This window comes from Niveispirillum sp. GW835-FHT14G11 (assembly GCF_058793615.1).
The window spans coordinates 402,546-429,533 of the sequence record NZ_JBXAFZ010000001.1 but is presented as its reverse complement, the minus strand read 5'-3'; the positions used below and the strand labels follow the sequence as shown (position 1 = coordinate 429,533).

Annotated in this window: 28 protein-coding genes and 1 tRNA gene; 18 read left to right on the top strand and 11 right to left on the bottom strand. The window is 65.0% G+C overall.

The annotated features are described in order from the left end of the window. Positions 1 to 909 (bottom strand): hydrogen peroxide-inducible genes activator, encoded by a 909-nt coding sequence (locus AC1Q7F_RS02110; protein WP_492503309.1) that lies wholly within the window; start codon positions 907 to 909, stop codon positions 1 to 3. Between the two features lie 307 nt (positions 910 to 1,216). Between AC1Q7F_RS02110 and katG the strand changes: the two genes are divergently transcribed. Next, positions 1,217 to 3,427, top strand: a complete 2,211-nt coding sequence (gene katG / locus AC1Q7F_RS02105) for a catalase/peroxidase HPI (RefSeq protein WP_492503307.1) — start codon at positions 1,217 to 1,219, stop codon at positions 3,425 to 3,427. Positions 3,428 to 3,494: 67 nt separating this feature from the next. On the opposite strand, the gene AC1Q7F_RS02100 is transcribed toward katG, so the two are convergent. Both AC1Q7F_RS02100 and AC1Q7F_RS02095 read right to left on the bottom strand, forming a co-directional pair. Then, on the bottom strand, positions 3,495 to 5,738 hold the full coding sequence (locus tag AC1Q7F_RS02100; RefSeq protein ID WP_492503305.1) for a methyl-accepting chemotaxis protein: 2,244 nt from the start codon (positions 5,736 to 5,738) through the stop codon (positions 3,495 to 3,497). Between the two features lie 110 nt (positions 5,739 to 5,848). Next, positions 5,849 to 6,748 carry an HNH endonuclease gene (locus AC1Q7F_RS02095; RefSeq protein ID WP_492503303.1) on the bottom strand — a complete coding sequence of 300 codons (900 nt, stop codon included), beginning with the start codon at positions 6,746 to 6,748 and terminating at the stop codon, positions 5,849 to 5,851. Between the two features lie 263 nt (positions 6,749 to 7,011). Here AC1Q7F_RS02095 and AC1Q7F_RS02090 point away from each other — a divergent pair, with 263 nt between their 5' ends. The 6 genes from AC1Q7F_RS02090 (at position 7,012) to AC1Q7F_RS02065 (ending at position 10,957) form a co-directional block, all read left to right on the top strand. Continuing rightward, positions 7,012 to 7,200 (top strand): hypothetical protein, encoded by a 189-nt coding sequence (locus tag AC1Q7F_RS02090; RefSeq protein WP_298327590.1) that lies wholly within the window; start codon positions 7,012 to 7,014, stop codon positions 7,198 to 7,200. Further along, positions 7,197 to 8,129 carry an LvrA C-terminal domain-related protein gene (locus AC1Q7F_RS02085; RefSeq protein ID WP_492503300.1) on the top strand — a complete coding sequence of 311 codons (933 nt, stop codon included), beginning with the start codon at positions 7,197 to 7,199 and terminating at the stop codon, positions 8,127 to 8,129. Before AC1Q7F_RS02090 ends, AC1Q7F_RS02085 begins: the two co-directional genes overlap by 4 nt. After that, positions 8,107 to 8,583, top strand: coding sequence for a hypothetical protein (locus AC1Q7F_RS02080; RefSeq protein WP_492503298.1), 477 nt, complete (start codon positions 8,107 to 8,109; stop codon positions 8,581 to 8,583). The genes AC1Q7F_RS02085 and AC1Q7F_RS02080 overlap by 23 nt, the downstream gene beginning before the upstream one ends. Before the next feature lies 1 nt (position 8,584). Continuing rightward, positions 8,585 to 8,911, top strand: a complete 327-nt coding sequence (locus AC1Q7F_RS02075; protein WP_492503296.1) for an HNH endonuclease signature motif containing protein — start codon at positions 8,585 to 8,587, stop codon at positions 8,909 to 8,911. A gap of 73 nt (positions 8,912 to 8,984) precedes the next feature. Continuing rightward, a complete protein-coding gene (locus AC1Q7F_RS02070) occupies positions 8,985 to 9,449 on the top strand; it encodes a P27 family phage terminase small subunit (RefSeq protein WP_492503294.1) in 465 nt (154 codons plus the stop codon). Continuing rightward, entirely contained in the window at positions 9,428 to 10,957 is a 1,530-nt protein-coding gene (locus AC1Q7F_RS02065; RefSeq protein WP_492503292.1) for a terminase large subunit, read from the top strand. The genes AC1Q7F_RS02070 and AC1Q7F_RS02065 overlap by 22 nt, the downstream gene beginning before the upstream one ends. Before the next feature lie 203 nt (positions 10,958 to 11,160). Here AC1Q7F_RS02065 and AC1Q7F_RS02060 read toward each other — a convergent pair whose 3' ends face one another. Next, positions 11,161 to 11,358, bottom strand: coding sequence for a helix-turn-helix domain-containing protein (locus tag AC1Q7F_RS02060; protein ID WP_492503290.1), 198 nt, complete (start codon positions 11,356 to 11,358; stop codon positions 11,161 to 11,163). A 116-nt stretch (positions 11,359 to 11,474) separates the two neighbouring features. On the opposite strand from AC1Q7F_RS02060, the gene AC1Q7F_RS02055 reads away from it, so the two are divergent. The 8 genes from AC1Q7F_RS02055 to AC1Q7F_RS02020 all read left to right on the top strand — a co-directional run bounded on the left by AC1Q7F_RS02055 (position 11,475) and on the right by AC1Q7F_RS02020 (position 17,283). Continuing rightward, entirely contained in the window at positions 11,475 to 11,693 is a 219-nt protein-coding gene (locus AC1Q7F_RS02055) for a hypothetical protein (protein WP_492503288.1), read from the top strand. Then, positions 11,687 to 12,139 (top strand): hypothetical protein, encoded by a 453-nt coding sequence (locus AC1Q7F_RS02050; RefSeq protein WP_492503286.1) that lies wholly within the window; start codon positions 11,687 to 11,689, stop codon positions 12,137 to 12,139. The genes AC1Q7F_RS02055 and AC1Q7F_RS02050 overlap by 7 nt, the downstream gene beginning before the upstream one ends. A gap of 103 nt (positions 12,140 to 12,242) precedes the next feature. Then, on the top strand, positions 12,243 to 12,824 hold the full coding sequence (locus AC1Q7F_RS02045) for a MerR family transcriptional regulator (RefSeq protein ID WP_492503284.1): 582 nt from the start codon (positions 12,243 to 12,245) through the stop codon (positions 12,822 to 12,824). A gap of 139 nt (positions 12,825 to 12,963) precedes the next feature. Continuing rightward, positions 12,964 to 14,268 carry a phage major capsid protein gene (locus tag AC1Q7F_RS02040; RefSeq protein WP_492503282.1) on the top strand — a complete coding sequence of 435 codons (1,305 nt, stop codon included), beginning with the start codon at positions 12,964 to 12,966 and terminating at the stop codon, positions 14,266 to 14,268. Then, the gene (locus tag AC1Q7F_RS02035; protein ID WP_492503281.1) at positions 14,268 to 14,795 is read left to right on the top strand and encodes an HK97 family phage prohead protease; all 528 of its coding nucleotides are present in this window, start codon (positions 14,268 to 14,270) and stop codon (positions 14,793 to 14,795) included. Before AC1Q7F_RS02040 ends, AC1Q7F_RS02035 begins: the two co-directional genes overlap by 1 nt. Then, positions 14,792 to 15,997, top strand: coding sequence for a phage portal protein (locus AC1Q7F_RS02030; protein WP_492503279.1), 1,206 nt, complete (start codon positions 14,792 to 14,794; stop codon positions 15,995 to 15,997). Before AC1Q7F_RS02035 ends, AC1Q7F_RS02030 begins: the two co-directional genes overlap by 4 nt. Positions 15,998 to 16,000: 3 nt before the next feature. Then, positions 16,001 to 16,243, top strand: coding sequence for a helix-turn-helix transcriptional regulator (locus AC1Q7F_RS02025; protein ID WP_492503277.1), 243 nt, complete (start codon positions 16,001 to 16,003; stop codon positions 16,241 to 16,243). Further along, positions 16,240 to 17,283, top strand: a complete 1,044-nt coding sequence (locus AC1Q7F_RS02020; protein WP_492503275.1) for a tyrosine-type recombinase/integrase — start codon at positions 16,240 to 16,242, stop codon at positions 17,281 to 17,283. Before AC1Q7F_RS02025 ends, AC1Q7F_RS02020 begins: the two co-directional genes overlap by 4 nt. 66 nt (positions 17,284 to 17,349) lie before the next feature. Here the strand turns inward: AC1Q7F_RS02020 and AC1Q7F_RS02015 are convergent. The 3 genes from AC1Q7F_RS02015 to AC1Q7F_RS02005 form a co-directional block, all read right to left on the bottom strand. Then, a tRNA-Ser gene (locus AC1Q7F_RS02015) sits at positions 17,350 to 17,440 on the bottom strand. Positions 17,441 to 17,495: 55 nt separating this feature from the next. Further along, entirely contained in the window at positions 17,496 to 18,092 is a 597-nt protein-coding gene (locus AC1Q7F_RS02010) for a DUF4269 domain-containing protein (RefSeq protein ID WP_492503273.1), read from the bottom strand. Continuing rightward, on the bottom strand, positions 18,085 to 18,780 hold the full coding sequence (locus AC1Q7F_RS02005; protein WP_492503271.1) for a YggS family pyridoxal phosphate-dependent enzyme: 696 nt from the start codon (positions 18,778 to 18,780) through the stop codon (positions 18,085 to 18,087). Before AC1Q7F_RS02005 ends, AC1Q7F_RS02010 begins: the two co-directional genes overlap by 8 nt. A gap of 138 nt (positions 18,781 to 18,918) precedes the next feature. Between AC1Q7F_RS02005 and AC1Q7F_RS02000 the strand changes: the two genes are divergently transcribed. Further along, positions 18,919 to 19,938, top strand: a complete 1,020-nt coding sequence (locus tag AC1Q7F_RS02000) for a porin (protein ID WP_492503269.1) — start codon at positions 18,919 to 18,921, stop codon at positions 19,936 to 19,938. A 13-nt stretch (positions 19,939 to 19,951) separates the two neighbouring features. Here AC1Q7F_RS02000 and AC1Q7F_RS01995 read toward each other — a convergent pair whose 3' ends face one another. Continuing rightward, entirely contained in the window at positions 19,952 to 20,395 is a 444-nt protein-coding gene (locus AC1Q7F_RS01995) for a MarR family winged helix-turn-helix transcriptional regulator (protein ID WP_492503267.1), read from the bottom strand. Between the two features lie 197 nt (positions 20,396 to 20,592). Between AC1Q7F_RS01995 and AC1Q7F_RS01990 the strand changes: the two genes are divergently transcribed. Continuing rightward, positions 20,593 to 21,615, top strand: coding sequence for an alpha/beta hydrolase (locus tag AC1Q7F_RS01990; protein ID WP_492503265.1), 1,023 nt, complete (start codon positions 20,593 to 20,595; stop codon positions 21,613 to 21,615). Positions 21,616 to 21,652: 37 nt separating this feature from the next. On the opposite strand, the gene AC1Q7F_RS01985 is transcribed toward AC1Q7F_RS01990, so the two are convergent. From AC1Q7F_RS01985 to AC1Q7F_RS01975, 3 genes are all read right to left on the bottom strand, one after another. Beyond that, on the bottom strand, positions 21,653 to 23,128 hold the full coding sequence (locus AC1Q7F_RS01985) for a DNA recombination protein RmuC (protein WP_492503263.1): 1,476 nt from the start codon (positions 23,126 to 23,128) through the stop codon (positions 21,653 to 21,655). Between the two features lie 79 nt (positions 23,129 to 23,207). Beyond that, the gene (trpB, locus tag AC1Q7F_RS01980; RefSeq protein WP_492503261.1) at positions 23,208 to 24,425 is read right to left on the bottom strand and encodes a tryptophan synthase subunit beta; all 1,218 of its coding nucleotides are present in this window, start codon (positions 24,423 to 24,425) and stop codon (positions 23,208 to 23,210) included. Positions 24,426 to 24,542: 117 nt separating this feature from the next. Further along, positions 24,543 to 25,679 carry a succinylglutamate desuccinylase/aspartoacylase family protein gene (locus AC1Q7F_RS01975; RefSeq protein ID WP_492503259.1) on the bottom strand — a complete coding sequence of 379 codons (1,137 nt, stop codon included), beginning with the start codon at positions 25,677 to 25,679 and terminating at the stop codon, positions 24,543 to 24,545. Positions 25,680 to 25,773: 94 nt separating this feature from the next. Here AC1Q7F_RS01975 and AC1Q7F_RS01970 point away from each other — a divergent pair, with 94 nt between their 5' ends. Continuing rightward, the gene (locus AC1Q7F_RS01970) at positions 25,774 to 26,982 is read left to right on the top strand and encodes a hypothetical protein (protein WP_492503257.1); all 1,209 of its coding nucleotides are present in this window, start codon (positions 25,774 to 25,776) and stop codon (positions 26,980 to 26,982) included. The last annotated feature ends 6 nt before the right edge of the window (positions 26,983 to 26,988 follow it).

The following is a 26,988-nucleotide window of genomic DNA, read 5'->3' as shown; positions in this document are numbered from 1 at the left end:
TTACGGCAGGGTTTGGCGCTGTGCCTCCCCGGCCCTTCGCACCAGGTCGGCGATGGACAGAAGCTGCTTCGACAGCGGGCTGGATTTGCGCCAGACCATGCCGATGGTGCGTGACGGTTCCGGTGCCTTGAATCGGGCGATGGAAACAGAGGCCGACCGCGTTTCCACCGGCACGGCCATTTCCGGGATCAGGGTGACGCCGATGCCCGACCCCACCATCTGCACCAGGGTCGATAGGGACGATCCGTCTAGCAGTTCGCGCGGCAAGGCGGAGTGCATGTTGCAGAAGGACAGCGCCTGATCGCGGAAGCAATGCCCCTCCTCCAGCAGCAGCAGGCGCATCTCGCGCAGCGCATCGGGGCCGGGAACAGGTTTGCCTTCCTCCTCCGCCGGGCGGACCAGCACAAAATTCTCCTCGAACAAGGCCACCTCAGTCAGTGACGGTTCCGACACGGGCAGGGCCACCACCGCCGTGTCCAGCCGTCCTTCCAGCAACTCATGCAGCAGGCGGGGCGTCACCGTTTCACGCACATGGATGTCCAGATCGGCATTCTGGCGCGTCAGGTCACCGATGATGCTGGGCAGCAGATAGGGCGCCACCGTCGGGATGACCCCGATGCGCAACCGCCCGGCCAGCCGGTCGCGCGCCGCCCGGCCCAGATCCCCCAACTCATCCACCGAGCGCAGGATGTCGCGCACCCGGGTGGCGAACTCCTCCCCAAATCCGGTCAGCCAGATCTGCCGTGGCCCGCGTTCGAACAGGGGGGCGCCCAGCCCTTCCTCCAGTTCCTTGATCTGCATCGACAGGGCGGGCTGGGATATGGCGCAATCATCCGCCGCCCGTCCGAAATGACCCAGCCGGGCCAGGGCGTCGAAATAGCGAAGCTGCTTCAAGGTCAGGTTTGTCATAAGTTCATCTTATTACGACAATCAGAAAATCCAACTTAATCTTATGGGATAAATTTGGTATTCCTTGTCTGGCGAGGATGAGGAGCACCCCATGTCCCAGCCGCGTCGCATCACCGGAGAGGTTCGCATGCGGGTTCCGGATCTCCGGAACGACAGGGGGTTCCGTGCGCCGGTCCCATTTCGGGGCTCAAGTGGCCGTCCACGGTCTGTCACAAATCCAATGCCTGAAGTCGTCCTGATGGGCGATGGCGCTGCATGGAAGCGGCGTTACGCCCCCAACCCCCACAGCCATGACTGGAGATAATAAATGGACGGGAACAATATGGGGAGTGAAGCCAAATGCCCGGTGCTGCATGGGATCCGTCCCAGCACCACCCATGGCGGCCGCTCCAACCGTGACTGGTGGCCCAACCAGCTGAACCTGCGCATCCTGCATCAGAACACCGCCCTGTCGGACCCGTTCGGCGGCGCCTTCAACTATGCCGAGGCCTTCAAGAAGCTGGATTATGCCGCGCTGAAGGCCGATCTGACGGCGCTGATGACCGACAGCCAGGATTGGTGGCCCGCCGATTACGGCCATTATGGCCCGCTCTTCATCCGCATGGCCTGGCACAGTGCCGGCACCTATCGCACCGCCGACGGGCGTGGCGGCGCCTCGTCCGGCACACAGCGCTTCGCGCCACTGAATTCCTGGCCCGACAATGGCAATCTGGACAAGGCCCGCCGCCTGCTCTGGCCCATCAAGCAGAAATACGGCAAGGCCATCTCCTGGGCCGATTTGATGATCCTGGCCGGCAATGTCGCCCTGGAATCCATGGGTTTCAAGACCTTCGGCTTCGGCGGCGGCCGCGCGGACGTGTGGGAGCCGGAGGAGGATATCTATTGGGGCAAGGAGGATACCTGGCTGGGCGACAAGCGCTATAGCGGCGATCGCGACCTGGAGAATCCGCTGGCCGCCGTGCAGATGGGCCTGATCTATGTGAACCCGGAAGGCCCCAACGGCAACCCGGACCCCGCCGCCTCCGGCCGCGACATCCGCGAGACCTTTGCCCGCATGGCGATGAATGATGAGGAGACGGTGGCCCTGACCGCCGGCGGTCACACGTTCGGCAAGGCGCATGGTGCCGGTGACGTCGCCCATGTCGGGCCGGAGCCGGAAGCGGCACCGCTGGAGGCCATGGGCCTGGGCTGGCTGTCCACCTTCGGCAGCGGCAAGGGTGTCCACACCATCACCAGCGGTATCGAGGGGGCATGGACCCCGACGCCGACCCAATGGGACAATTCCTATTTCGACACGCTGCTGGGCTACGAATGGGAACTGACCAAGAGCCCGGCTGGCGCCCATCAGTGGAAGCCAAAGGACCCGGCGGCGGCCACCACCGTGCCCGACGCCCATGATCCGAGCCTGCGCCACGCGCCGATGATGACGACGGCCGACATGGCCATGCGCGTCGACCCCGCCTACCTGGAAATCTCCAAGCGTTTCCATGCCAACCCGGACCAGTTCGCCGATGCCTTCGCACGGGCCTGGTTCAAGCTGACCCACCGCGACATGGGTCCGAAATCCCGTTATCTGGGACCCGAAGTGCCGTCCGAGGATCTGATCTGGCAAGATCCGGTGCCCGCCGTCGATCATCCCCTGGTCGACGCGACCGATGTGGCGGCGCTGAAGGCCAAGGTTCTGGCATCGGGCCTGTCGATATCCGAACTGGTGGCCACCGCCTGGGCATCGGCCTCCACCTTCCGCGGATCCGACAAGCGCGGCGGGGCCAATGGCGCCCGCGTCCGTCTGGCCCCGCAGAAGGACTGGATCGTCAATCAGCCCGCACAGCTGGCCAAGGTGTTGTCGGTCCTGGAAGGCATCCAGGCGGCCTTCAATACCAGTGCCGGGGGCGGCAAGAAGGTGTCGCTGGCCGACCTGATCGTTCTGGCCGGTTCCGCCGCCGTGGAAAAGGCCGCCAGGGATGCCGGTCATGACGTGACGGTGCCCTTCACGCCAGGCCGCACCGATGCCAGCCAGGAGGACACGGATGTCGAGTCTTTCGAGGTGATGGAGCCGATTGCCGACGGTTTCCGCAACTACCTGAAGGCCGAATACAGCCTGCCGGCGGAGGAACTGCTGGTCGACAAGGCCCAGCTTCTGACCCTGACGGCACCGGAGATGACCGTGCTGGTCGGTGGCTTGCGGGCCCTGAACGCCAATAGCGGCGGATCTCCGCACGGGGTGTTCACCAAGCGGCCGGGCCAGTTGACCAATGACTTCTTCCTTAACCTGCTGGATGCCTCCACCGTCTGGAACCCCACCGACGGCACCCAGGGCGTTTATGAGGGCCGCGACCGTACCAACGGTTCGGTGAAGTGGACTGGCACCCGGGTGGATCTGGTGTTCGGGTCCAACTCCCAACTGCGGGCCCTGGCCGAGGTCTATGGCAGCAGCGATGCGGCGGCCAAGTTCGCCGCGGACTTCGCGGCGGCCTGGACCAAGGTCATGAACCTGGACCGGTTCGATCTGGCTTGACGGCTGAAACGGCAACGGCGGCCCGGAGCGATCCGGGCCGCCGTTGGCTTTTCTGCTCCACGGGGGATTATGCCGCCCGCTCCAGCTCCGCCAGCAGATGCTCCACGGCATCATGGGTCTGGTCATTCAGACGGAATTGCAGGCGCAGGGTCAGGCCCTCCTGCTTGATGACGCGGCCGGGCAGCGACGCGCCAGCCACGCGCAGTTCCACCTCCGTACCCGGCAGCACGTCGGCTCCCGTCAGGGCGCAGCCGCCCAGACCCAGATCAACCAGGGTGACGTCTGCACGCTGCACGGCCCCGCGCGGTCCCTGCGCCACCAGTTCAGCGCGCAGGGTGCAGGGGCGGCGCTCGAACTGCCGACGTTCACCCGCCGTCTGCATGGCCGACAGGAATTCCTCCACATCGGCGCGCAGCCGTTCGGACTGCAAGGACAGGTCGCCGGCGGCGGCCAGCAGCTGGGTGGAGGCAACCTTCGTGAACTCCGCACTCTCGCGCACGGTGCCCAGGCTCTCCGTCACCTCACGGGTACGGTCGGCGGCCTCCGTCACGTTGCGGGCGATCTCATCCGTGGCGGCACCCTGTTCGGTGACGGCGGACGCGATGGCCCCGGAATTGCCATCCACCTCCCCGATGATGCGGGCGATGGTGGAGATGATGGAGACGGCATGGTCGGCCGCCTGCTTGACGGCGTTGACCTTGTCCTGGATCTCATCGGTGGCCTGGGCCGTCTGGCTGGCCAGGTTCTTCACCTCCGACGCCACCACGGCGAAGCCCTTGCCGGCCTCGCCGGCCCGCGCCGCCTCGATTGTGGCGTTCAGGGCCAACAGGTTGGTCTGGGCGGCGATGGAATGGATGAAGTCAACCACGGCACCCACCCCGTCCACGACATGGGCCAGCTCATCCACCACGCCGCGCGCCTTGTCGGCTTCGCTTACGGCATCCTTGGTAGTGACAGCCGTGCGCTCAATCTGCGCCCCGATCTCGGCACTGGAGGCGGCCAGCTCCTCCGTTGCGGCGGCCACGGTCTGTGCGTTCAAGGTGGCACGGTCCGCACTCTGTCCGGCCACGGCCGTGTGGCCACTGGTTTCGTCCGCCTGTTGTGACAGGTTGCGGGCTGTGGCCTCCAACTCCGTCGATGCGCTGGCGAAGGTGCGCAGCTGGCCGCTGACCGCCATCTGGAAATCGCGCACCAGTTCCTCCAACGCGGCCTGTCGGCGGGCGCGGGCCTCCTGCTCGCGCTGCCGCTCCTCCTCCAGCTCGCGGTTGCGCTGGGCGTTTGACTTGAACACGGCCATGGCGCGGGCAAGCGCCCCCACCTCGTCCTTCTGCCCGGCAAAGGCCACCTCCACGCCCAGATCACCATCGGCCAGCCGGCCCATGGACCGGGTCAATGTACCTAGCGGAGAGATGATGTGGCGCAGCACCACCCACAGCACCGTGCCCGCGGCGATCACGAACAGCAGGGCGGTGACCAGCAGGGAGACGATCTGCTCACGGTGGAACTTGCCCACGCGCGCATCCAACAGACGCGACAGGTCGGTCGACCCAGCGGCATAAAGCGCATCGATGCGCGCCAGGGCGGCGCCCGTGGCGGCCGCGTCCAGGGCCTGGGTTTCCGCCTGGTCCAGCAGGAGCTTGAAGGCGGCCTGCAATTCCGCATCCGGCTTGGTCAGGGCCTTGGCCACGCTGGCATCGGCACTGGCGTCGATGGCGGATTTCACGGAGATGCCGGCCCCATCGGCAACAGCCTTCAGCCCGCCAAGCGACACATAGAGATCAACCTTCTCATCGGCATCGACGCTGCCGTCCGCATAGAGCTTGTGGGTCAGGCTGTACATGGCGCTGGCTTGATCCAGCAGGTCCGGCAGCTTGATCAACGTCAGGTCCATGACGTAATAGCTGTCCAGGTCGGGATCCAGGATCAGGTTGGATTTGTCGCCAACCCGGGTGATCAGGGCCCGCAGCGCCGTGCGGCTCTCAGCCGTGGGCTTGGCCGTACCCAGCGCGGCCAGCACGGCCTTCACCTGCGCCGCCGCCTCCATCCCCTCGCCATATTGCGCGTCCAGCGCGCGCACCTGATCGGCCAGTGCCTTGCCGTCGACATTGCCGCCGGCGATCTCCGCCTTGGCCAGCACCATCTGTACGGACGCCAGGCCGCGCAGATAACCGGTGCCTTGTTGTTCCTTAGCAGAGAAATCGATGACCTCTCCCTGCTTGGCGATCAGCGCCCAGAGCAGGAAGGCGACTGGGACGATGAACAGAAGCGAGGCGAGGCCAAGCTTCGGGGCGATACCCAGATCACGCAGCATCGTTCATGCACTCCGGATTGGCGGATTATGACGGTACCCAATAGATATTTAGACCAGTCGGAATATGTGAAATCAATGAAGGACTTCACTACGCACTTGATCCCGATATCTCAAACCTTGAAGCAATTTTCCCGGTGCCATTTCAGAAAGGCAGGGTGTGGCCTATCTCTGGACCTCTCGGGCGGATAGGCCCTGCCCGTCCGGTTGATGAAGTGTCGAATGCTATCCATGTCGTTGACATGTCGGGAGATTTTTACGAGAAGATCATCCTCGAGACTGATCAATCCCCGATCAAACATCCAATGCGCGGTGCCGGAAAGGGCAATGCCGTTATTGATGATGTCCGGGCCGTTACGCTCCACGGGGCGAATATGGGCGGCCTCCACTTCTGCCCTGCCGCCGCCATTGATCAACTTCATGCCGCTGATGGCGCAGCGTTCGCCATAGGCACGCAGCACAATGCGCCGAAACACCCGGTCGCGGACAAGACGGGAGGTCAGCGTTTGAACACGCTCACGCGGTTGTTCGACCATATAAGTGGTTTGGGTTTCAGCGAATCCGGCTGGCAACGTGGCTTCACCTTGCCGGGGAATGATGGCTGCGCTTTCCTCCAGCCCCAATTCCAGGATGCGATTGAAATCTGCAGGTGAAATGGCGCGCACGGCAGACTGTGCCCGCCCCGACAACTTGCCTTCCGGGTTCAACAATCCCCGCTCCACCGGTGCCGCTCCGTCCCTGAAAGGAACAGGATTGACGAATTCCAGATAGGAACCGGGCTCGATGATGGCGAGGAACATATCGGGGGACTTGGGATCCGGTATTACCTGCCGGACCTGGGCGATGGCAAAATAGCCACGTGAGTCTCGAACTTTGGTGGGTTCGAGATAAACAATCCACTCACCGATGCAGGGTTCCACCCGGCTCAGATATTGTCTGGGGAACTGATACTGTTCGGCTGGACTGTCGTCATAGATTGAGTCGGACCGATGAAGGAAGACACCGAAAGCCATTTTGCCCATGCCCGATGATCGAGGTCATCCTATACCCGCATGAAGCATAGTGGCACCGCGCAGGCCGAGAAGCCAAGCCGGGCAAACAAGCACATCGTCCTATTTCAAGGAAAATGGCGGAGGGGATGAGAGTGCAAGGGGCAAGGGCTGTCAAGCCGTTGTCATGGCTAACCGCCAGAAACGCCCCCTTGATTTCATTATCTTTTTCAGCCTGTCGGCTAACGCTTTTCTGACCATCCCCGCCACTCGCAAGGGTGGTGGACATGCGTAGCGCCGTCACCGACCCCACCCCGAACCGCCACCATCTGGCGGGGCAGTTGCTGGACCTGTCCCGCGACGTGCGCCGCATCGGGTGCGGCTTCCGCACTGATCCCGAAACCATCGCCCTGGCAAAGGACAGCATCGCCGCCCGGCTGTGCGCCATTGCCCGGCAGCTGGAGGGCGGGGCATGAAGTGGGTTCGCCTCTACAACGCCACGGCCAACGATCCGAATTGGCGCATGATCGCCGCTGATACTGGCTTGCCCGTGCATGCTGTGCTGGCCGCCTGGACCGCCATGCTGTGCCACGCTTCGGAAGCCACCCCACGCGGCACGCTGGCCGGTTGGATGGACAAGCGGGCCGCCGCCATCCTGGACCTGAAACCGGCGGACCTGACCGCCATTCGGGAAGCGATGCAGGGTGTCATCCTGGACGGTGACAAGCTGCTAAACTGGGATCAGGAACAGTACGAATCGGATAGCAGCACCGACCGCGTTCGCGCGTTTCGGGAACGTCGCAAGGCCGGTTCCCAGACCGTTACAGCGCCGTCACGTGACGCTGATGAAACGTCACGAAACGGTGACGCGCCGTCACGAAACGGCGATGAAACGTTTCCGCCTCTGCGCGCGACAGATAACAGATATCAGAATAAAGAACCCCCCCTTCGGGGGGTAAACGCGCGTGAGCGCGCGAGGGGCGATGATCCCGACTTTGAGGCGTGGTGGGCCATCTGTCCCAAGAAGGCCGCCAAGGCAGCAGCCAGGAAGGCTTTCCAGAAGGCACGGCAGAAAGTGCCGCTCGATACCCTGGTCCAGGGCATGCAGCGCTATGCGTGGGAGCAGAAAAGGCCGGGAGCGCCCCACACCTGTCACCCGGCAACCTGGCTTACCGACGAACGATGGACCGACGAACCTTCCGAGGTGAACTATGACCAACATCGCCACAATCCCCGCCAAGGAAGCCGGCGCGGTGGCGCTGCCGCCCTGCTTGCCGACCTTGAGCAGGAACTTGCGTTGGGCCCTGATGACCGACACGGTCCCGGTGGATACGGGCAATGGGGCCCGCATGGTGGAGGCACCGTGGAAGGCACCTGCCATCGTGTACCCGACGACGCAGCGTGAGGCGAAGCGGCGGGCGGAACTGCTGGACCAAGCGTTGCAGCAGGAAGCGCCCCAGCGCGTCATTCGGGTCTGGTTGACGAAACTGGCCGTCTTGCGGGCAAGCAACAAGCCCTTGGATGACGCCAAGGTGCAGATCCAGGCCATCGCCAGCGTGCTGGATATGCCCCTGTGCCTGTTCACGGATGCGAACTTGGTCGAGGCCGCCGAAACCGTGGAATATGTCTTCGACTTCAAGCACCTGTCCGCCTTCCTGCGGGGCAAGCTGCGGGCGCTGGAGGCGGAGCGCGAACGCTGCCTGATGCTGTCGCGTCCCCAGCAGCGCCCCCAGCCCGTCACCCAGCCGGCGGAGCGCAAGCCCGAGCAAGTGGCCATGGTGTCCGATCTGGTGAAGGCATTCACGGCGGGCAATCGGGCCGAGACCGACCGCCTGTGCGCCGAACTGCGGGGGGCGTGATATGGCGAAGAGCGGGTTCTACAACACGCCCGAGTGGAAGCGGGTTCGCCTGGACAAGCTGCGGTCTGACCCCCTTTGCCAGTACTGCCCACCCGGCAGGGCGCGGCCTGCAACCCAGGTCGACCATGAGCGGGCTGTGGCAGCCGGTGGCGACCCGTTCGCATGGGGCAACCTCCGCAGCAGCTGCCAAGCCTGCCACAGCCGCAAGACGGCAACGATGGATGGCGGGTTCGGCAACAAGCGGCGGACCCGCATGCCGGTGAAGGGGTGCGACGCCGATGGGCGCCCCCTCGACCCCGGCCACTGGTGGAACGGCAAGACCCGATAAATCTCTGGGAACGGAAGGGTAACCCCCGTGTGTTTATCGCAATTTAGAATTTCGAGGGTTACGAGGAAAATCAATGGGTAAGCGCGGACCAAAGCCGAAGCCGACCACCGTCCGGGAGCTGGAAGGCAACCCTGGACGGCTGCCGATCAACCACGATGAACCGGCCTGCATCGGGGTTCCGGTCTGCCCGGACTACCTGTCGGACGACGCGCGGGCGGTTTGGGAAACGATCATGACCAGCGTGCCGCCGGGCATGATTACCGTTGCCGACGCCCCCTTGCTGACCTGCTATTGCGAGGCCGTGGCACAGCACAAGGAAGCCTCGATCCGGTTGCGGCAGGAGAAGGACCTGTTCGGCGGGCGGATGGTGACACCCAGCGGCAAGCCCTCCCCCTATCTGCGGATCATGGAACAGGCCGCGCGCACCATGGCGACGCTGGCGACCCGCCTGGGTCTGTCGCCAGCCGACCGCACGGGCATCAAACTGACCAATCCCCAGACCAAGGCAGGGAGCAAATGGGCCGGGCTGATCGGGTAATCCGGTTCATCGAGAACCTGACCATCACCAGCGGGGAGCATGCCGGCCGGCCGTTCCTGTTGCGTGACTGGCAGAAGGACATCATCCGCGGCATCTATGACCCGGCGGAGCCCGACGGCCGCCGGCGCGTCCGTACCGCATTGCTGACCATGGGGCGCAAGAACGGCAAGACGCAGCTGGCCGCCGGCCTGGCGCTGGCCCATCTGATCGGGCCGGAGCGGGAGCAGCGCGGCCAGATTTACAGCGCCGCCGCCGATCGCGCCCAGGCGGCAATCATCTACAACGAAGCCAAGGCCATGCTGGAGGCGGACCCCGAGCTTCTGGCCCTGGTCAACATCATCGACAGCACCAAGCGCATCGTCCACTACGCCACCGGCAGTTTCTTTCAGGCCCTGTCCAGCGACAGCAAGTCCAAGCACGGTTTCAGCGCGTCGGTGATCATTTACGACGAACTGGCACAGGTCCCGAACCGGGAGCTGTACGACGTTCTGACCACGTCCACCGCCGCCCGGCGGGAGCCGCTGACCCTGGTGATCAGCACCCAATCCAGCAACCCCAACCACATCATGAGCGAGCTGGTATCCTATGGCCGCCAGGTGCGGGATGGGGTGATCGAGGATCCGACCTTTGCCCCCTTCATCTTCGCCGCGCCCATGGATGCCGACCCGTGGGACGAAGAGGGCTGGTATCTCGCCAACCCCGCCCTGGGTGATTTCCGCAGCCTGGAGGAAATGCGCCAATATGCCAGCCGGGCGCGGCGCATGCCGGCGCTGGAGGCTTCGTTTCGGGCGCTGTACCTGAACCAGCCGGTGGACGCGGTGCAACGCTTCATCGCCGGCCCCGATTGGGATGCCTGCAAGGCGGTGGTGGAATGGGAGGCGTTGCGGGGCCGCCGCTGCTGGGGTGGGCTGGACCTGTCCAGCACCCGCGACCTGACCAGCCTGCAGCTGGTTTTCCCCGATGAGGGCGGTGGCATGGATGTTCTATCCCTGTTCTGGCTGCCTGGGGAGGGGCTGGAGGACAGGGAACATGGTGACCGGGTACCCTACCAGCTTTGGCGGGATCAAGGCCATCTGGAGGCCACCGCAGGCCGCGCAATCGATAAGCGGGCAATCGCCTTCCGGCTGGCCGAAATCGCTTCCGCCTTCGACGTGCGCGGCATCGCCTATGACCGGTGGCGGATCGAGGACCTGAAACGCATCCTGGAGGATGAAGGGATCGACCTGCCCCTGGTGGGATGGGGGCAGGGCTTCAAGGATATGGGGCCGGCGGTGGACGCCCTGGAAACCGCCATCCTGTCGGGCGCCCTGCGCCATGGCGGCAACCCGGTCCTGACCTGGAACGTGGCGAACGCCGCTATCCAGCTGGACCCGGCGGGCGCACGCAAGGTCGCCAAGGACAAGGCCACCGCCCGCGTTGACGGGCTGGTGGCCCTGGTTATGGCCGTGGGGCTGTATAGCCGGGAACCGGAACAGGCAGAGCCGGGGATTGAGGTGCTGTTCTTTTAATAATCGTGTATTGAGGCGCTGATAAAATGCAAGGAAGTGACATTTATGATTTCGCCAAATATGGTCTTTCCTGGAAATAAATCCGACGTAACGTCGGCAATCTTTATAAGTGGGTGCTCATATTTTTCAATAGTACCACTGAACTGTGTTTCCCCGCCCTCCTTTATCATGTGTATCCGGTAGGTTTTGCCGACCTCAAACATTTACGCCTCCTTCTTGAGGCGGACGCCAGCGCCGCCACCGTTCTCAGGGATGAACTCAACACCAGCCGTTTCAAGTGCGACCTTGATGGCCGTCAAAGTGCGTGGATGGGGTGTCCGCTTACCCGTCTCAAAGTCAGCCAACGTAGCAATTGCTACCTCAGCCGCTTCCGCGACTTGGTCACGGGTAAGCCGGAGCATTGCGCGTGCGCCAAGACATTGTTCAGCGGAAATAACTGACATTGGCTTTTAACATTGACCACGTTTCAGGTCAGTGATAATAGCTGACATTAGTTTTGAAAGCAATGGAGTTCCAAATGCGCCAAATTCGCGCCACGGCGGAGCTTTGCCCGCCCGCCTTGCTCCTCCTTCTCACCTCGCCCCGCGCCCAGATCGAGGCCGCGATTGAGACCTTGATCGCCCATCTGGACGCCATGGATGGCGACCCGGACAGGGAACCCGACGCCGACGACGAAGAAAGCGACGACAGGGAGCATGACCCCTGCGATTTCGGGGAGGAGGAAGCCACATGCTGACCCGCCGCCACGCCCTTTCCGCCGTCGCCAGCGCCGCCCTGGTTGCCCCCGTCGCTGCCCTGACACCCAAGGACCCCGACGCCGCCCTGGTCGCCCTGTACGAGCGCTACACAGCCATTGACCGGATATTCTGCGGCGCTGACATGCCCGCCGGGATGGACCCGGTGGATTTCGACCGCCTGCAACAGGCGCGGTACACCGAAAGCCGGGCAATCCTGGCAACCCTGTGTGCAACGCCGCCATCCGGCCCCCTGGGTGCCGCCTGCATCGCCTTGGCCCTGATCCGGGACAGCGAGGAAGGGTTCAACCACCCCGACTTTCTGCGCACCTGGGATGGCTATTCCCGCCCGCCGGCTGTGTTCCTGTCCGACCGCGTAACCGGTCCCCTGTGGTCCATCGCCGAATGGGGACTTCGCCAATCGGGCAGGCTCCCGGCCAGCGCGTGATAAGGTGGCGGATATTCCTTGTGGTCAGGTGACAATATTTCTGTTGAGGCGGGCACGATGTTGCCCTACTGTTCCCTGCAAGATAGTCAGGTGACCATATCCGATGGACGTGCAGGTAAAGCAGTTCCGACACGCGGTCATGTTGAAGGTGGCCGAAGTGTCGAACAACACGCTTCAGAACTGGCTGAAGCGTGGCTTGCTGCCCTTTGGCGACATGGGTTCGCGTTATGCCCGCCGCCTCTACTCGGCACAGGACATCGTGGCCGTTCGCACCATGGTGACCTGCATTGACAAGGTACACATGGAAGCGCGTTACGCGGCGGTTGTTGCTCAGAAGGCGGCGGAGCACTCCACGCAGTTCTACGGCGTGCATTCCGGCGCCAAGTTTCTTGATCGAACGCTGTACTGTCAATTCGAAGGCGACGAAATAAGTACTTGGCTCAATGTTGGAACAGCTGGGGTTCTAGACCCTGTAATCGCTATTCCAATTGGACACATTATTATGCAGGTCCTCGGTGATCTTGAGACCGTGCTTTATGGTCCCCACGATATTGGAGCCTATAAAGATACCGACCTGACGCAGGCCGAAATTGAACAGTACCGGCATAAGGATTTGGCCCGACAGAAGTATCTCTTGGACGATGAAGCCACGGAACCGCCACAGGAGGTTTCCGAAGATCACTGATCCAGGCCAGCGGGAATGAGCGTCGGGAGACGCCCTGTCCCATTGATGGAAGTACCGAGCGTCGGGAGACGCCCGAACCCTTGATGGAAGTAACCGAACGTCGCGAGACGCCCACCCTCCCTTAGATGGAGCTTTTTCTATGTCCCTTCGTGAATTGCAGGAAAAGCGCACCCGCACGATTGCTGAGTTGCGCAAGATCACCGAGGCCCCCGCCGGACAGGCGGGTGACCTGTCCGAGGAACAGCGGACCCGGTTCGAGACGCTGAAAACGGAAGTCACGACGCTGGAGGATCGTATCCAGCGTCAGAGCTTCATTGACGACGCCGACCGCCGCGCCGCTGGCCAGCCCCTGACCGGGACCGGTGACGAACAGTTCGACACGGCCCTGCGCAGTTTCAGCCTGGTGCGCGCCATCGCGTCCCAGGTGCCCGGCCTGGACGTGGATTGCGGGCGGGAACGGGAGCTGTCGCAGGAAGTGGCCCGCCGGTCCGGGCAGAAGTTCCAGGGCATGGCCGTGCCCCTGTCGGTGTTCATGGCCCCGGCGGAACAGCGTGTCATGACCAGCACCGCCCCCAGCGGTTCCGTGGGCGGCAACCTGATCGCCACCGACCATATGGGCGGGCAGTTCATCGACATTCTGCGGTCGAAGCTGATCGTTCGCGGCCTGGGTGCCCGTGTCCTGTCCGGCCTGACGGGCAATGTCGATATCCCCAAGATGAAGCAGTCCGCCACGGCGGGTTGGGTGGCGGAGAATAGCGGCCTGTCCACCTCTGACCTGGGGTTCGGCAAGGTCAGCATGACGCCCAAGCATGCCGGTTGCCTGACGGAGTTCAGCCGCAACATGCTGCTGCAATCCACCCCGGATATCGAGGCGCTGGTCCGCGATGACTTCGCCGCCGTGCTGGCCGAGGCGGTGGACCGGGTGGCCATCAAGGGCGGTGGCAGCAACGAACCCACGGGTGTTCTGGCCACGTCCGGTATCGGTTCGGTGACCATGACGGCCCCGACCTGGGCTAAGGTCCTGGAGTTCATCGAAAAGGTGGAGGTGGCGAACGCCGACACCGGTTCCCTGGGCTGGGCCACGAACCCCAAGGTGGTCCGCAAGTGCCGTTCCACCCTGAAGGAAAGCGGCGATGCCGGGGCCGGCTATATCATGACCAGCCGCACCGACCTTGCCGATTACCGGCTGGCCGCGTCCAATCTGGTCCCGTCCAATCTGACGGATGGGGGCGACCCCGCCACCCTGACCCGCAGCGCCCTGATTTTCGGCAACTGGTCCGATCTGTTGCTGGGTTACTGGTCCGCCTTCGATCTGCTGGTCAACCCGTTCGAGACCACGGCCTATGCCAAGGGGAATGTCCAGGTGCGCGGGATGCTGACCATGGATATCGCGGTCCGGCACGCCGAATCCTTCGTCGCCTGCCAGACCGTGGATACCCAGTGATGACGGGCGGGGCCAAGATGGAACGCCGCATCGCCGCCGAACTGCGCGCCGTGGGCCGCCGTCTGGAAGGCTATGCGGCCACGTTTGGCACGGAAGCCCGGATTGGTGATTTCACTGAAATCATCCGTCCGGGTGCCTTCCGTGCCAGTCTGGCCGGCGGTGGCGACATCCTGGCCCTGGTCGATCACGACGCAACCAAGGTGCTGGCCCGCACGCGGTCCGGCACCTTGCGCCTGTCAGAGGATGCGCGCGGGCTGGCGTTCAGCCTGGAGGTGCCCGACACCCAGGCAGGCCGCGACGTGCTGGCCCTGGCCGACCGTGGCGACCTTGGCGGCATGTCCTTCGGGTTCCGTGCCACACCGGACGGCCAGCACTGGACTGGCAAGCGGCGGGAGCTGCGCAGCGTGCAGCTGCTGGAAGTGTCCGTCGTCACCGCCTTCCCCGCCTATGACGGCACCAGCGTCCAGGCCCGCGCCGCTACGCCGCACCTGTCCGCCGCCCTTCTGTTCCTGGAGACGTGCCGATGAACGCCCCGGAAATCACAGAACCCGAAACGCGGAGCTATGACCCGTCATGGTCCGCCCTGTCCGGCATGAACACGGCCACCGGCATCCTGGTCAATCCCCGCACGGCGGAAGGGCTGTCCGTGGTGCTGGCCTGTGTCGGGGCCATCGCCGGCGGCATCGCCAGCCTGCCCGCCTATGTCTACCGCCGGGTGGGCAAGGGACGGGAGATTGACGACGGCCACCCCGTGGCGGACCTGATCCGGCGCGGGCCGAACCCGTGGCAGACATGGCCGGATTTCGTTGAATGGCTGGTCGCGTCCACCCTGTTGCGCGGCAACGGCCTGGCCGAAATGGTCTGGGATCGTTCCGGCCGGCTGGTGGAACTGCGCCCGATCCCCTGGGAATGGGTATCGGTGCAGCTGCTGCCCAGCGGGCGGCTGGCCTATGACGTGACCGAGATCACGTCCATCTATGGCGGACAGGGGCGTATGCGCCGCCTGTTGCAGGGGGAGGTTATCCACCTGAAGGACCGCAGCGACGACGGCTTGCTTGGCCGCAGCCGGTTGCAGCGCGCCGCCGCCACGGTTTCCGCCGGGCTGACAATCCAGGAATTCAGCGACGCCATCTATCGCAATGGCGCCAACCCCAGCGGCTTTCTGACGGCGGAACAGAAGCTGTCACAGGAACAGACCGCGTCGCTTAAAGACCAGATGGATCAGAAGTTCGCCGGGGCCGGACGGGCCGGGAAGATCATGGTTCTGTCGGGTGGCCTGCGCTGGTCACAGATGACCATCTCCCCCGAGGACGCGGAGATGCTGGCAAGCCGGCGCTTCACCACCGAGGAACTGGCGCGCATCTTCAACATCCCGCCGCCCATCGTCGGCATCTGGGATAACAGCACCTTCACCAATTCGGAGACGGCCGGCCGCTGGTTTGCCCAGCACACCCTGAATGGCTGGATCCGTAAGATCGAGACGGAGTTCAACCGTACCGTATTCACCCAGGCCGAACCCCGCGAGCTGTCGCTTGATCTGGCCGGCTTCCTGCGTGGTGACCCGGAAAGCCGGTGGCGTTCCCATGAAATCGCCCTGAAAAACCGCGTCCTGACCCGCAACGAGGTTCGGGAGGAGGAGGGGTATAACCCGCTTCCCGATGGTGACAACCTGGACCCCGCCAGCCCCCCGCCGGCGGACCCTGCCCCCGCCCCGGCGGTGGAGGTCTGACCCATGGTCAAGCATGCCGCCCTTCCCCAGAACCTGCCCCCCATCGGCCTGTGCCGTGAAGCGGCGGCTGAGTTCATCGGCATTTCTTCGAGCAAGCTCGATGCGATGGTGCGGGATGGGCGCATGCCGGGACCGAAGCGCATTGACGGCCGCCGCGTCTGGGATCGCCGCCAGCTGGAGCGCGCCTTCGCGGCGCTGCCCGGTGATGAAGACAGCGACGCCAACCCCTGGGATGAATCCGCATGACCACCGTTCGGCTGAAATTCATCCATCGCTATACGGACTGTCGCGGCAAGGAACGCATCTATTTCCGCCGTGGGGCGGAGAAGCGCGTCATCCTGCCCGGTCCCGTGGGTTCCCCGGCCTTCCTGAAAGCGTACAACGCGGCGCTGGCCGGTGAAGGGGAAAAGCAGCCATCCGTGAAGGCCCCGCCACCGGGCAGCCTTTCCGCCCTCTGTGAAGCCTACTACCGCAGCGCCGATTTCACCCGGTTGAGCGAATCGACCAAGTCGACCTATAGCGGGATCATCGAGAATTTCCGCGCCAAGCACGGGCATAAGCCGGTTGCCAAGCTGGAGGCCCGCCATGTGCGCGGCTTCATGGATGACAAGAGCGACACGCCAGCCGCCGCCAACAACCTGTTGCGCATGCTGCGCCTGTTGATGCGGCACGCCCTGGAACGCGACTGGATCAGGACTGACCCTACCCAGGCGGTACGCCCGGTGCGGCGCAAGACGGACGGCTTTGCCACCTGGTCAGAGGATGATATCGCCCGCTATGAGGCGTTCCACGCGGTGGGTACGCGGGAGCGGCTGGCATTCGCCCTGTTGCTCTACACGGGTGCCCGCCGGTCGGACGTGGTCAAGCTGGGTTGGCAGCATGTGCAGGGTGACCGGCTGGTGTTCCGCCAGCAGAAGACGGGCGGGCGAGTATCCATCCCTATCCACAAGGAACTATCGGCCATCCTGACCACCGTGCCGCGCGACAGGCTGGCGTTCCTGTCCACCCGCTACGGGAAGCCGTTCACGGCGGAGAGCTTCGGGAACTGGTTTCGCGGCACCTGCAAGGATGCCGGCCTGTCGGATGATTTGAGCGCCCATGGTCTGCGTAAGGCCATTGCCCGCCGCTTGGCGGAAGCCGGATGCACCCCGCATGAAATCGCGTCGGTGACCGGTCATTCGACCCTGAAAGACGTGGAGCGCTACACCAAGGAAGCGAACCGGGATCAGTTGGCAGAGGTCGCAATCGCGTCCATCGGGGCCAAAGCAGGAACACCCAATGGCTAACCGGTCAAAGCGGTTAGTCACAAACCGGGGAAAAGATATGATGCATCAATGCCCACTTGGGCAAGATGGCGGAGGGGATGAGATTCGAACTCACGATACGCTTTTGACGTATACCCGCTTTCCAGGCGAGCGCCTTCAACCACTCGGCCACCCCTCCGCACTGGATGGGCGCGGAACATAATGACGTCATCCCGATCCCGCAAGCTTTTTAATCACCCCTGTTTCGGCATGGCGGACCGGCGTTGCGACAGCAGGCCGGACAGGGCCGCATCGCTCCAATCGGCCAGCCCCAGCAGTGCCGCATAGGGGTCGTCCGCCAGTCCCAGCAGCCGGGCGAAGGCCGGTTCGGTTTTCACGCCCATGGCCTTCAGCGCCCGAACCGGTTCCCGCAAGCCCGGATCCAGGGCCAGCAGCCTGGCCTCCACCAGCATGTGGCGCCAACCCCTCTGCCGGTCCACCGGCAGGGATTGGACGAAAACCTCAACCGGCACACCATCCAGCGCGAAACCCGCCACCAGGGCCGGCCCGTCCGCCACAGGGATCAGGTGGCGCGTATAGCCGTCTTGCGCGCCGAAGGCCTGGTCCAGCAGCGGGCCCAGCCCGGCCGGGTCATCGGCCTGGACCAGGATGTCCAGGTCGGAGCCCGGGACGGCGATGTCAATGGGGAAGGTGCCGGCCAGGCCCGCATCATGGCCGGCCAGCCGGTCGAACGGGCGGTGACGGGAGAGGACGGCATGCGCGCGACGCTGGTCGGCACTGCCTGCCGCCAGGAAGGACCAATCCCGGAAATCGGGCAGGAGATCAGTCATGGGCGGCGGGCCTGATTCGCTCCCCGAAGATGGCGGTGCCGACGCGCACGCAGGTGGCGCCCAAACGCACTGCCAGCTCATAATCACCGCTCATGCCCATCGACACCTGCGCCAGCCCGTTGCGGGCCGCCAGGTCGGACAGCAGCGCGAAGAAGGGGGCCGGCTCGGTATCGGCGGGGGGGATGCACATCAGCCCCTCGATGGTCAGTCCGTGCACATCGCGGCATTCGGCCAGGAAGGCGGGCAAGTCGGCGGGCGCGATGCCGGCCTTCTGCGGCTCCGCACCGACATTCACCTCCACATACAGGCGCGGCAAGCGGCCGCGCTTGGCCCCCTCCTCGGCCAGGGCGGCGGCCAGCTTCGGCCGGTCCAGGGTCTGGATCACGTCGAACAGGGCCACGGCCTCCTTCACCTTGTTGGTCTGCAAGGGGCCGATCAGGTGCAGTTCCAGGTCGGGATAGCGTTCACGGGCGGCGGGAAACTTGGCCTTGGCCTCCTGCACCCGGTTCTCTGCGAACAGGCGGTGGCCGGCAGCCAGGGCGGCCTCCAGTTTCTCCACGGGCTGCACTTTGGAGACGGCGATCAGGCGGGCGGCACCGGCGGGACGGCCGGCGTCGGCGGCAGCCTTGTCGATACGGGCCTTGATCTCCGCCAGGTTGGCGGCCACATCGTTGGCATGGTCGGTCATGGTTGGGGCCCCCGGGAGAAACGAAAACCTATGGGGCGGTGGCCATCGGCCTTGTTTTCGCCCCATCGGCCACGTAAAGCCGTTCCTGTCGGTCCCGTCAATCCCGCGGTCCATGGCCGCCCTGTCCGGATGGTGATCTTGCCCCGTCTCCGCCGCTCCCTGTCCGCCGCCGCCCTGATGCCGCTCCTCGCCCTTCTTCCGGCCGATGCGGCCACGACCGAGGTCAGCTGGCGCGGCGTGGGCCAGGGGGCCGTCGTGCGATCGGGCGCCGGGCATGACCTGTTCGGCGCCTATGCCGTGACGGGGGAGGGAACGCTGACGACGGATAGCGGGCTGGGCCTGTCGCTGACGGCGACGCTGGGTTCCGGCGATTACCAGAAAAGCCTGGACCGGCCGGGCCGCAACGACCAGCTGACCGCCAACGAGCTGTTCCTGACCGTCAATTCCGCCTGGGGACGGCTGCGCGTGGGTGACGAGGACGGGGCCGCCAAGCGGGCCGTCGATATGCTGCCGCTGCTGGCCGGCGGGCAGATGGACGGCTTGTGGACAGGTATCACGCCCACCGCCCCGCCCATCGATCATCTGGGCCGCGACAGTGACGACGCCACCAAGCTGCTGTATGAGACGCCGCGCATCATGGGCGTGCGGCTGGGTGTATCCTACGCGCCGGAGCGCGACAGTCTGGTGGAGAATGTCGCGCGGGAAACACCGGGCCGGCTGGACCGCGACCTGTGGGAGGTCGGCGTCAACTACCAAGGCGATTGGGACGCCATCTCCTATGAACTGGCGGCCGGCTATGTCACCGCGCAATCCCGCAACCCGCTGCTGGGCGACACGGACAGTCTGAAACTGGCCGGCCTGCTGCTCTATGGCGGCTTCGCCGGTGGACTGGTCTATGTCGATGATGGCGATAGCGGCCGGTTGAAGGGCGACGACGCCACCAGCACCACCCTGATGGCCTCCTACGAGAACGGGCCCTATGGGGCCGCCCTGTGGTGGCAGGGCGCGGACCTGGATGTCAGCCGCGATTACGACGCCTATGGCGCCGGTCTGTCCTGGCGCGTGGCAGACGAAACCAGCCTCAGCCTGGACGGTGTGCGCTATGAGGGCGGACGTCGCGGCTGGGTGGGCAGCCTGGGCGTGGAGGCCCGGTTTTAAAGCGTAACAGGCGTTACTCCACAAACTTGTTCAGGTTCGTGCGCAGCGACTGGATATTGTCCCGCAGGGCCATAATGTCCGCCCCGTTCATCCCGACTGCCTGGGACAGGTGATCGAAGAAATCCGCGGTCTGCGCCTTCAGCGCGCGACCGGCGTCGGTCAGGCGGATCAGCACCTGGCGTTCATCGGCCGGGTTGCGTTCCCGCTTCACCTGGCCCGCCACTTCCAACCGCTTCAGCAGCGGGGTCAAGGTGCTGCTCTCCAGAAATAGCTGTTCGCCGATCTGGCCCACGCTCTGCCCGTCCTTCTCCCACAGCAGCACCATGACCAGGTACTGCGGATAGGTCAGACCGATGCGGTCCAGCAGTGGCTTATACACGCGGGTGAACGCGTGGCTGGCCGAATAGAGCGAGAAGCAGATGAAATCGCCCAGCTTCAGGGCGGGAGCGTCGGACATGGTTGCACCTGTGCAGGCTTTAAGCAGTGAGGACCCTTCATATTGCATCGCGTACGATATGATCGCAGGCGCTTTTGCTGCATGGCCGCTATTCATTTAATTATATAGTGTACGATTAAATCGTACGATATCAATCAGCCCATCGAATGACGGGCACCGAACCGGCGCCCCCTTAACCGGACAGACAGGAGATCATCATGAACAGCTTGCGCAATACCGTCGCCGCTCTTGCCCTTTCCGTTGCCGCCCTGGCCGGCCCGGCCCATGCCGACGCTCCCCTGCTGGAAGCCGGGACCCAGGCCTTTGTCGATGCCGTCGCCGCATCGGGTGGCAAGCCGATCTACACCTTGTCCTACGCCGATGCCCGCGCCGTGCTGGCCGGTGCGCAGAGCCCGCTGCTGAAATCGGCGCCGACCAGCGTGCAGGACACGACCTTCCCCGTCGGCCCGACCGGCAAAGTGCCGGTGCGGATCGTGAAGCCGGAAGGGGCCAAGGGCCCGCTGCCCGTGATCATGTATTTTCATGGTGGCGGCTGGGTGATGGGCGACCGCAACACCCATGACCATCTGATCCGCGAACTGTCTGCCGCCTCGGGTGCGGCCGTGGTGTTCGTTGATTACGACCGCGTGCCGGAAATCGTCTATCCGGCCCAGAATGAACAGGGATATGCCGCCCTGCAGTATGTGGCCAAGAATGGCGCGCAGTACGGCCTGGATGGCAGCCGCATCGCGGTGGCCGGTGACAGCGCCGGCGGCAACATGGCCGCCGCCATCACCTTGATGAGCAAGGCCCGGCAGGGAGCATCCATCCGCCATCAGCTGCTGTTCTATCCCGTCACCGATGACGTGTCGGCCAACAGCTCCTACCAGGCATTCGGCAACGGCCCGTGGCTGACGGAAAAGGCCATGCATTACTTCCTGGACGCCACCTTCCCCGCCGACAAGCGCGGCGAGGTGACGGCCTTCCCCTTGAAGGCCAGCCTGGAACAGCTGAAGGGCTTGCCCACGGCCACCATCATCGTGGCGGAGAATGATCTGCTGCGGGACGAGGGCGAGGCCTATGCCAGGAAGCTGACCCAGGCGGGTGTGAGCGTCACGTCCACGCGGTATAATGGCACCATCCATGATTTCGTGATGCTGAACGGCCTGGCCGAGACGCCCGCCGCGAAGGCTGCGGTCGCCCAGGGTGCGGCGGCGCTGAAGGCGGCGTTTGCCAAGTAACCGGCAAGGGGGGGAGGGTCACCCCTCCCCCTTCCCCTCACCCCTCCACTTCCGGCAGGGGCAGTCTGGGCACCTGGTCCAGTTGCACCAGTTCCGGCAGGTCGCCGCCGGAGGTGGCTTTCAATTCCTTGAAGCGCCGCGCCGTCACCATGACGCGGGTTTCCAAGGATGCGATGGCGGCATTGTAGCTGTTCACGGCCCCGCCCAGCCCCTTGCCCACCTTGACCATATGGTCGGCCATGGTGGACAGCCGCTCATGCAGTTCCCGGCCCAGCTGGCTGATGGCCTGCGCGTTGCGAGCCAGCGCCTCCTGCCGCCAGCCATAGGAAACGGCGCGCAACAGGGCGATCAGGGTGGTGGGCGTGGCGGGGATCACCGACTGGTCGATCCCGGCCTCGATCAAGGCCGGGTCCTGCTCCAGCGCGGCGGAGAAGAAATTCTCCCCCGGCAGGAACAGGACCACGAATTCCGGGGCCGGATCGAACTGCGCCCAGTACCGCTTCTCACCCAGAGCCTTCATATGGTCGCGGATATGGCGGGCATGGCGGGCCAGCTGTGCCGTCCGCACCTCGCCATCCGGCGCGTGGGCGGCATCCAGATAGGCTTCCAGCGGGGCCTTGGCATCGACCACGATGCTCTTGCCGCCCGGCAGCCGCACGATCAGGTCGGGGCGCAGGCGGTTGCCGTCGGTGCCGTTGACACTGGTCTGCTCATGGAAATCGCAATGGTCCAGCATACCGGCCATTTCCACTACGCGCTTCAGCTGGATCTCCCCCCAGCGGCCACGCGTGGACGGGCTGCGCAGCGCCTTGACCAGGTTGCCCGTCTCCGCTCGCAGCTGTGTCTGGCTGTCCATGAGGTGGGCCACCTGGGTCTTCAACTCGACATAGGCGCCGACGCGGGCTTGTTCGATGCCCTGGACGGCTTCCCCGAACTTGGCCAGATGTTCGCGGATGGGGGTGACCAGGGCGTCGATGGCGGCCCCACGCTTTTCCAGGTCACCCTTCGCCGTCTCCCCGAATCTCTCGAACTGTGCCTGGGCCAGGGTCAGGAAATCGCGGTTGTTGGCGGAGAGCGCGTCGGCCGACAGCGCCTTGAACGCATCGGCCAGCCGCACCTGCGCTTGATCCAGCAGGGCCAGCTTGTCGGCATGGGCGCGCTGTTCATGGTCCAGCGCCGTGCGGGCCTCCGTCAGGGCGGTCTGCAATTCCGCCTGCTCCTCACGCGCCACGGACAGCGCCTCCTCCAGCCGGGGAACGCGGGCGGCCTCATTCTCCGCCGCGGCGCGCCGGGTCGATTCGACCTGCAACTGTCGGCGCAGATCGGCCAGCAGCCCGTCGCGCTGCGCCAGTTCCCCCCGCAATTCCCCGATATGGTGCCGGTCCCGCTCCCGGTCGGCCAGCAGAGCGCCCCGTTCGGCGCGCAAGGTCGCTGTCCCCTGGCGCAGCCAGAGAAAGGCGATCACGGCCCCCACCAAGGCGCCGGCCATAAGCGAAATCAGGTCAAGCGGCACGAAACGCGGCCTCCGTCACAGGTCAGGGACGGAGCATAGCGCACGCGCAAAACAGGAACAAGTCAAGAACAAAGACCCCTTACAGGGCCACGCCCAGTTCCTTGCCCACCGTGAAAATATCCTTGTCGCCGCGGCCACAGAGATTCATGACCAGCAGCGTGTCCTTGGACAGGGTCGGCGCGATGCGTGTGACGGCGGCCAGGGCGTGGCTGGGTTCCAGGGCCGGCAGGATGCCCTCCGTCCGGGCCAGCAACTGGAACGCGTCCAGCGCCTCGCGGTCGGTGGCGCTGACATAATCCACGCGCCCCACCTCATGCAGCCAGGAATGTTCCGGGCCGATGCCGGGATAATCCAGACCGGCGGAGATGGAATGGCCTTCCAGGATCTGGCCGTCATCATCCTGAAGCAGATAGGTGCGATTGCCGTGCAGGACGCCAGGGCGGCCGCCCTTCAGGCTGGCGGCATGGCCGTTGGGCACGTCCAGACCATGGCCGCCGGCTTCCACCGCCACCATGCGCACCGTGGGTTCGTCCAGGAAATCATGGAACAGGCCGATGGCATTGGACCCGCCGCCGATACAGGCGACCAGCATGTCGGGCAGACGGCCTTCGGCCTCCAGCATCTGTTCGCGGGTTTCACGCCCGATGATCGACTGGAAATCACGGACCATGGCCGGGTACGGGTGCGGGCCGGCGGCGGTGCCGATGATGTAGAATGTGTCTTCGACATTCGTCACCCAATCGCGCAGCGCGTCATTCATCGCGTCCTTCAGGGTGCCGGCCCCGCTAGTCACGGCGCGCACTTCAGCACCCAGCAGCTTCATGCGGAACACGTTGGGCGCCTGGCGCGCAATGTCGGTGGCGCCCATATAGACCACACAGGGCAGGCCCATCAGGGCGCAGACCGTGGCCGTGGCCACGCCATGCTGGCCGGCACCGGTTTCCGCGATGATGCGCTTCTTGCCCATGCGCTTGGCCAACAGTATCTGGCCCATGCAATTGTTGATCTTGTGTGCGCCGGTATGGTTCAGCTCGTCGCGCTTGAAATAGATCTTGGCCCCACCCAATTCCTCCGTCAGGCGCTTGGCGAAGTAGAGCGGGCTGGGACGGCCCACATAATGCTTCAGTTGATGCGCCAGTTCGGCGTGGAATTCCGGGTCGGCCTTGGCCGCCTCATAGGCCTTTTCCACCTCCAGGATCAGCGGCATCAGCGTTTCGGCGACGAAACGTCCCCCGAAAATGCCGAAATGGCCATGTTCGTCGGGACCGTTACGATAGCTGTTCAGGGGCTTGTTCATGACGCTGCCTGGATGACGAAAGGTGTCGGGGGAAACTAGACCGCCCCGCCGGGTTTTCCAAGCCCGTGTGGCCGCGCGCCACGTCATGGCGCAGGCGCGATTTCGCGGGCAATAAAGTTACGCGGTCAGAAGGGGGCCACTGGTCACCAGCACCGCGCGCCCCGCCACGCAGAGCAGGATATCGCCCGGCCCCGCATAGCGATTCTGGGTGCGTGACCAGACGATGCCATCCGCCGCGGCGTGACAGGCATGGCGCTGCCCCGTGAACGGGTCCAGCACGGTGGCCACATGCTGGCCCACCGTCACCCTATCGCCCAGCCCCACATGATAGAGCGCCACCCCGCCCACCGGCGCGCGCACCCGATCGACCCCGGCCAGGGGCGTGGCCAGAGCGGACGCGTCGGGCACCGCCGGCGTGGGCGTATCAATGATTCCACGCCAGGCCAGGTGGTCGATCAGGGCCCCGGCGTCGGTGGCGGCCAGATCGTCATCCACGTCCCCCTCCCCGCGCAGTTCCACGGTGACCGCGGAACAGCCGACGGGAACCGGCGTATCCGGCCCGCCATGGCGGGCGCGCAACGTGTCCCACGGCGTGGAACAGACCTCGTCGAACGGCTCCCCGCCCGAGATATCGGCCAGGAAGACGGCCTTGGCCGCCAGCCTTGACGCCAGATCGGCCACGCCCAGGGGCCAGCAGGCGGGCGTGGTGTAGAGATGCATCACCGCCTCGCTGTCGCAATGCAGGTCCAGCACGATATCGGCATCGACAGCATGGGACAGCAGCAGCTTGCGCAGCGCATCGGCCTCGGTGCGGGGCCGCAGGGCGCGGGCTGCTTCGGCCAGCGCCGCCTGCAGGAAGCGGCCATTGGCGGCCGCATCGGGTCCCAGGTCACCGGGACGAAGCCGGCCCGACACGGCATCGGCGAGGTTGGCGAAGGCGCGGTTGAAATTCACCCCGGTGGCCAGATCGAACCGCCCGACATGCCCACCCAGCAGCACCTGGTCCAGACCGATGGGATTGGCCATGGGGACCAGCACCACCTCCCCCTTGATCCGCCCCTGCGCATCCAGTGCGGCCAGCCGATCCAGCAGGTGGCGGGCCACGACCAGCCCCGGCAACTCGCCCGCATGCAATCCCGCCTGGATATAGGCCTTGGGGCCGGCGCCTTGGGCGCCGAAACGGTGGATGGTCAGCCGGCGGCTGGTACCGGGGCGGCCATGGGGCAGGGTGATGGTGTCGGTCTGGTGCGTCATGGCGGGAATTCTTGGCGCCGCCGGCCACCCCTTGTCCAGCGCCAATCACGTGGCAGAATGGTCTTGATTGCGCAACCGGGGGCAGGATCGCGACATGCGAGTGGAATGGCGCGCGGAATGGCGGTTATGGGCCTTCGCCCTGTCCATCCTGGCCTATGGTGCGGCGTCGGCTCCGGCACCCCCGGGCATAAGGCCGCAGGAACTGCTGGTCTTCGCCGGTATTGCGGTGATGGCCGGCGTGATCGGCCCCTGGCGGTTTCTGTCCGGGCTGGATGTGACCCGGGCCCCTGCCCCGCTGGCGGCGGGATCGGCGATCCTGGTCCTGCTGCTGTGGCAGGGGCTGGTGCGTGGCTTGTGGAACGGTTGGGGCCTGACCGACATGATGCGCGACATCGTGCCCATGCTGTTCCTATCCCTGCCGCTGCTGCTGGCCCCCGCATTGGGGCGCCTGCCGGAGGCGAAGGCCGACCTGCTGGCCGACGCGGCGGCAATGGCCGGGGTGCTGTTCACCCTGCGCTGGTGGCTGGAGGCAGGGCTGGCTTTGTCTGCTGTGGGGACGGCGCCGCTGGGCGAGGGGCGCCATTACCTGCTGAACAGTGCGCTGGTGCCCTTCGCCGCCGTCTGGCTGGGTCTGCGCGCCACGCGTTGGCTGCTGTCGTCCCCGACAAGGATGCAGATGCTGTTGGCTTTGACGGCAGCGGGGGGCAGTCTTTGCTGCCTGCTGGCGCTGGCGGCCACGCTGCATCGGGCGGGCCTGATTCTGTCGCTGCTGGCGCTGGGCATTGGCTTAGGGCGATGGCTGTGGCGGCGACCGGCCCTGTTCATCACCGGCTTCCTGTTGGCGTCCACCCTGCTGGTGGCGGTGGGCGCGCGGGTGGCGGGGGTGGCCGAACTGCTGGCCGACAAGACGGAAAGCGTGGGTCTGAACAACCGGGTGGGCGAGTTGCTGGCCGTGCTGGAACAGGTGGGGCGCAACCCCTGGGCCTTTCTGTTCGGCGATGGCTGGGGGGCACTGGTGGCCAATCCGGCCGTGGGCTGGTGGCGCGTATCCTATACCCATAGTGCGGCCAGCTATTTCCTGTTGAAGCTGGGGGCCCTGGGGCTGGCGCTGATGCTGGGGCTGACGGGATTGCTGGCAGGGACCATGGCGCGCGCGGCCCGCGCCATGCCCATGCTACTGCTGGCGGTGATGCCATCGCTGCTGCTGGGGGGCTTCCTTCATACAAGCTTCAAGTATCTGTGCTTCTCGCTTCTCCTATCGCTGGTGACAGGAAGGGCTCATTCCCGTCTTTACGGGAGATAGACTCCG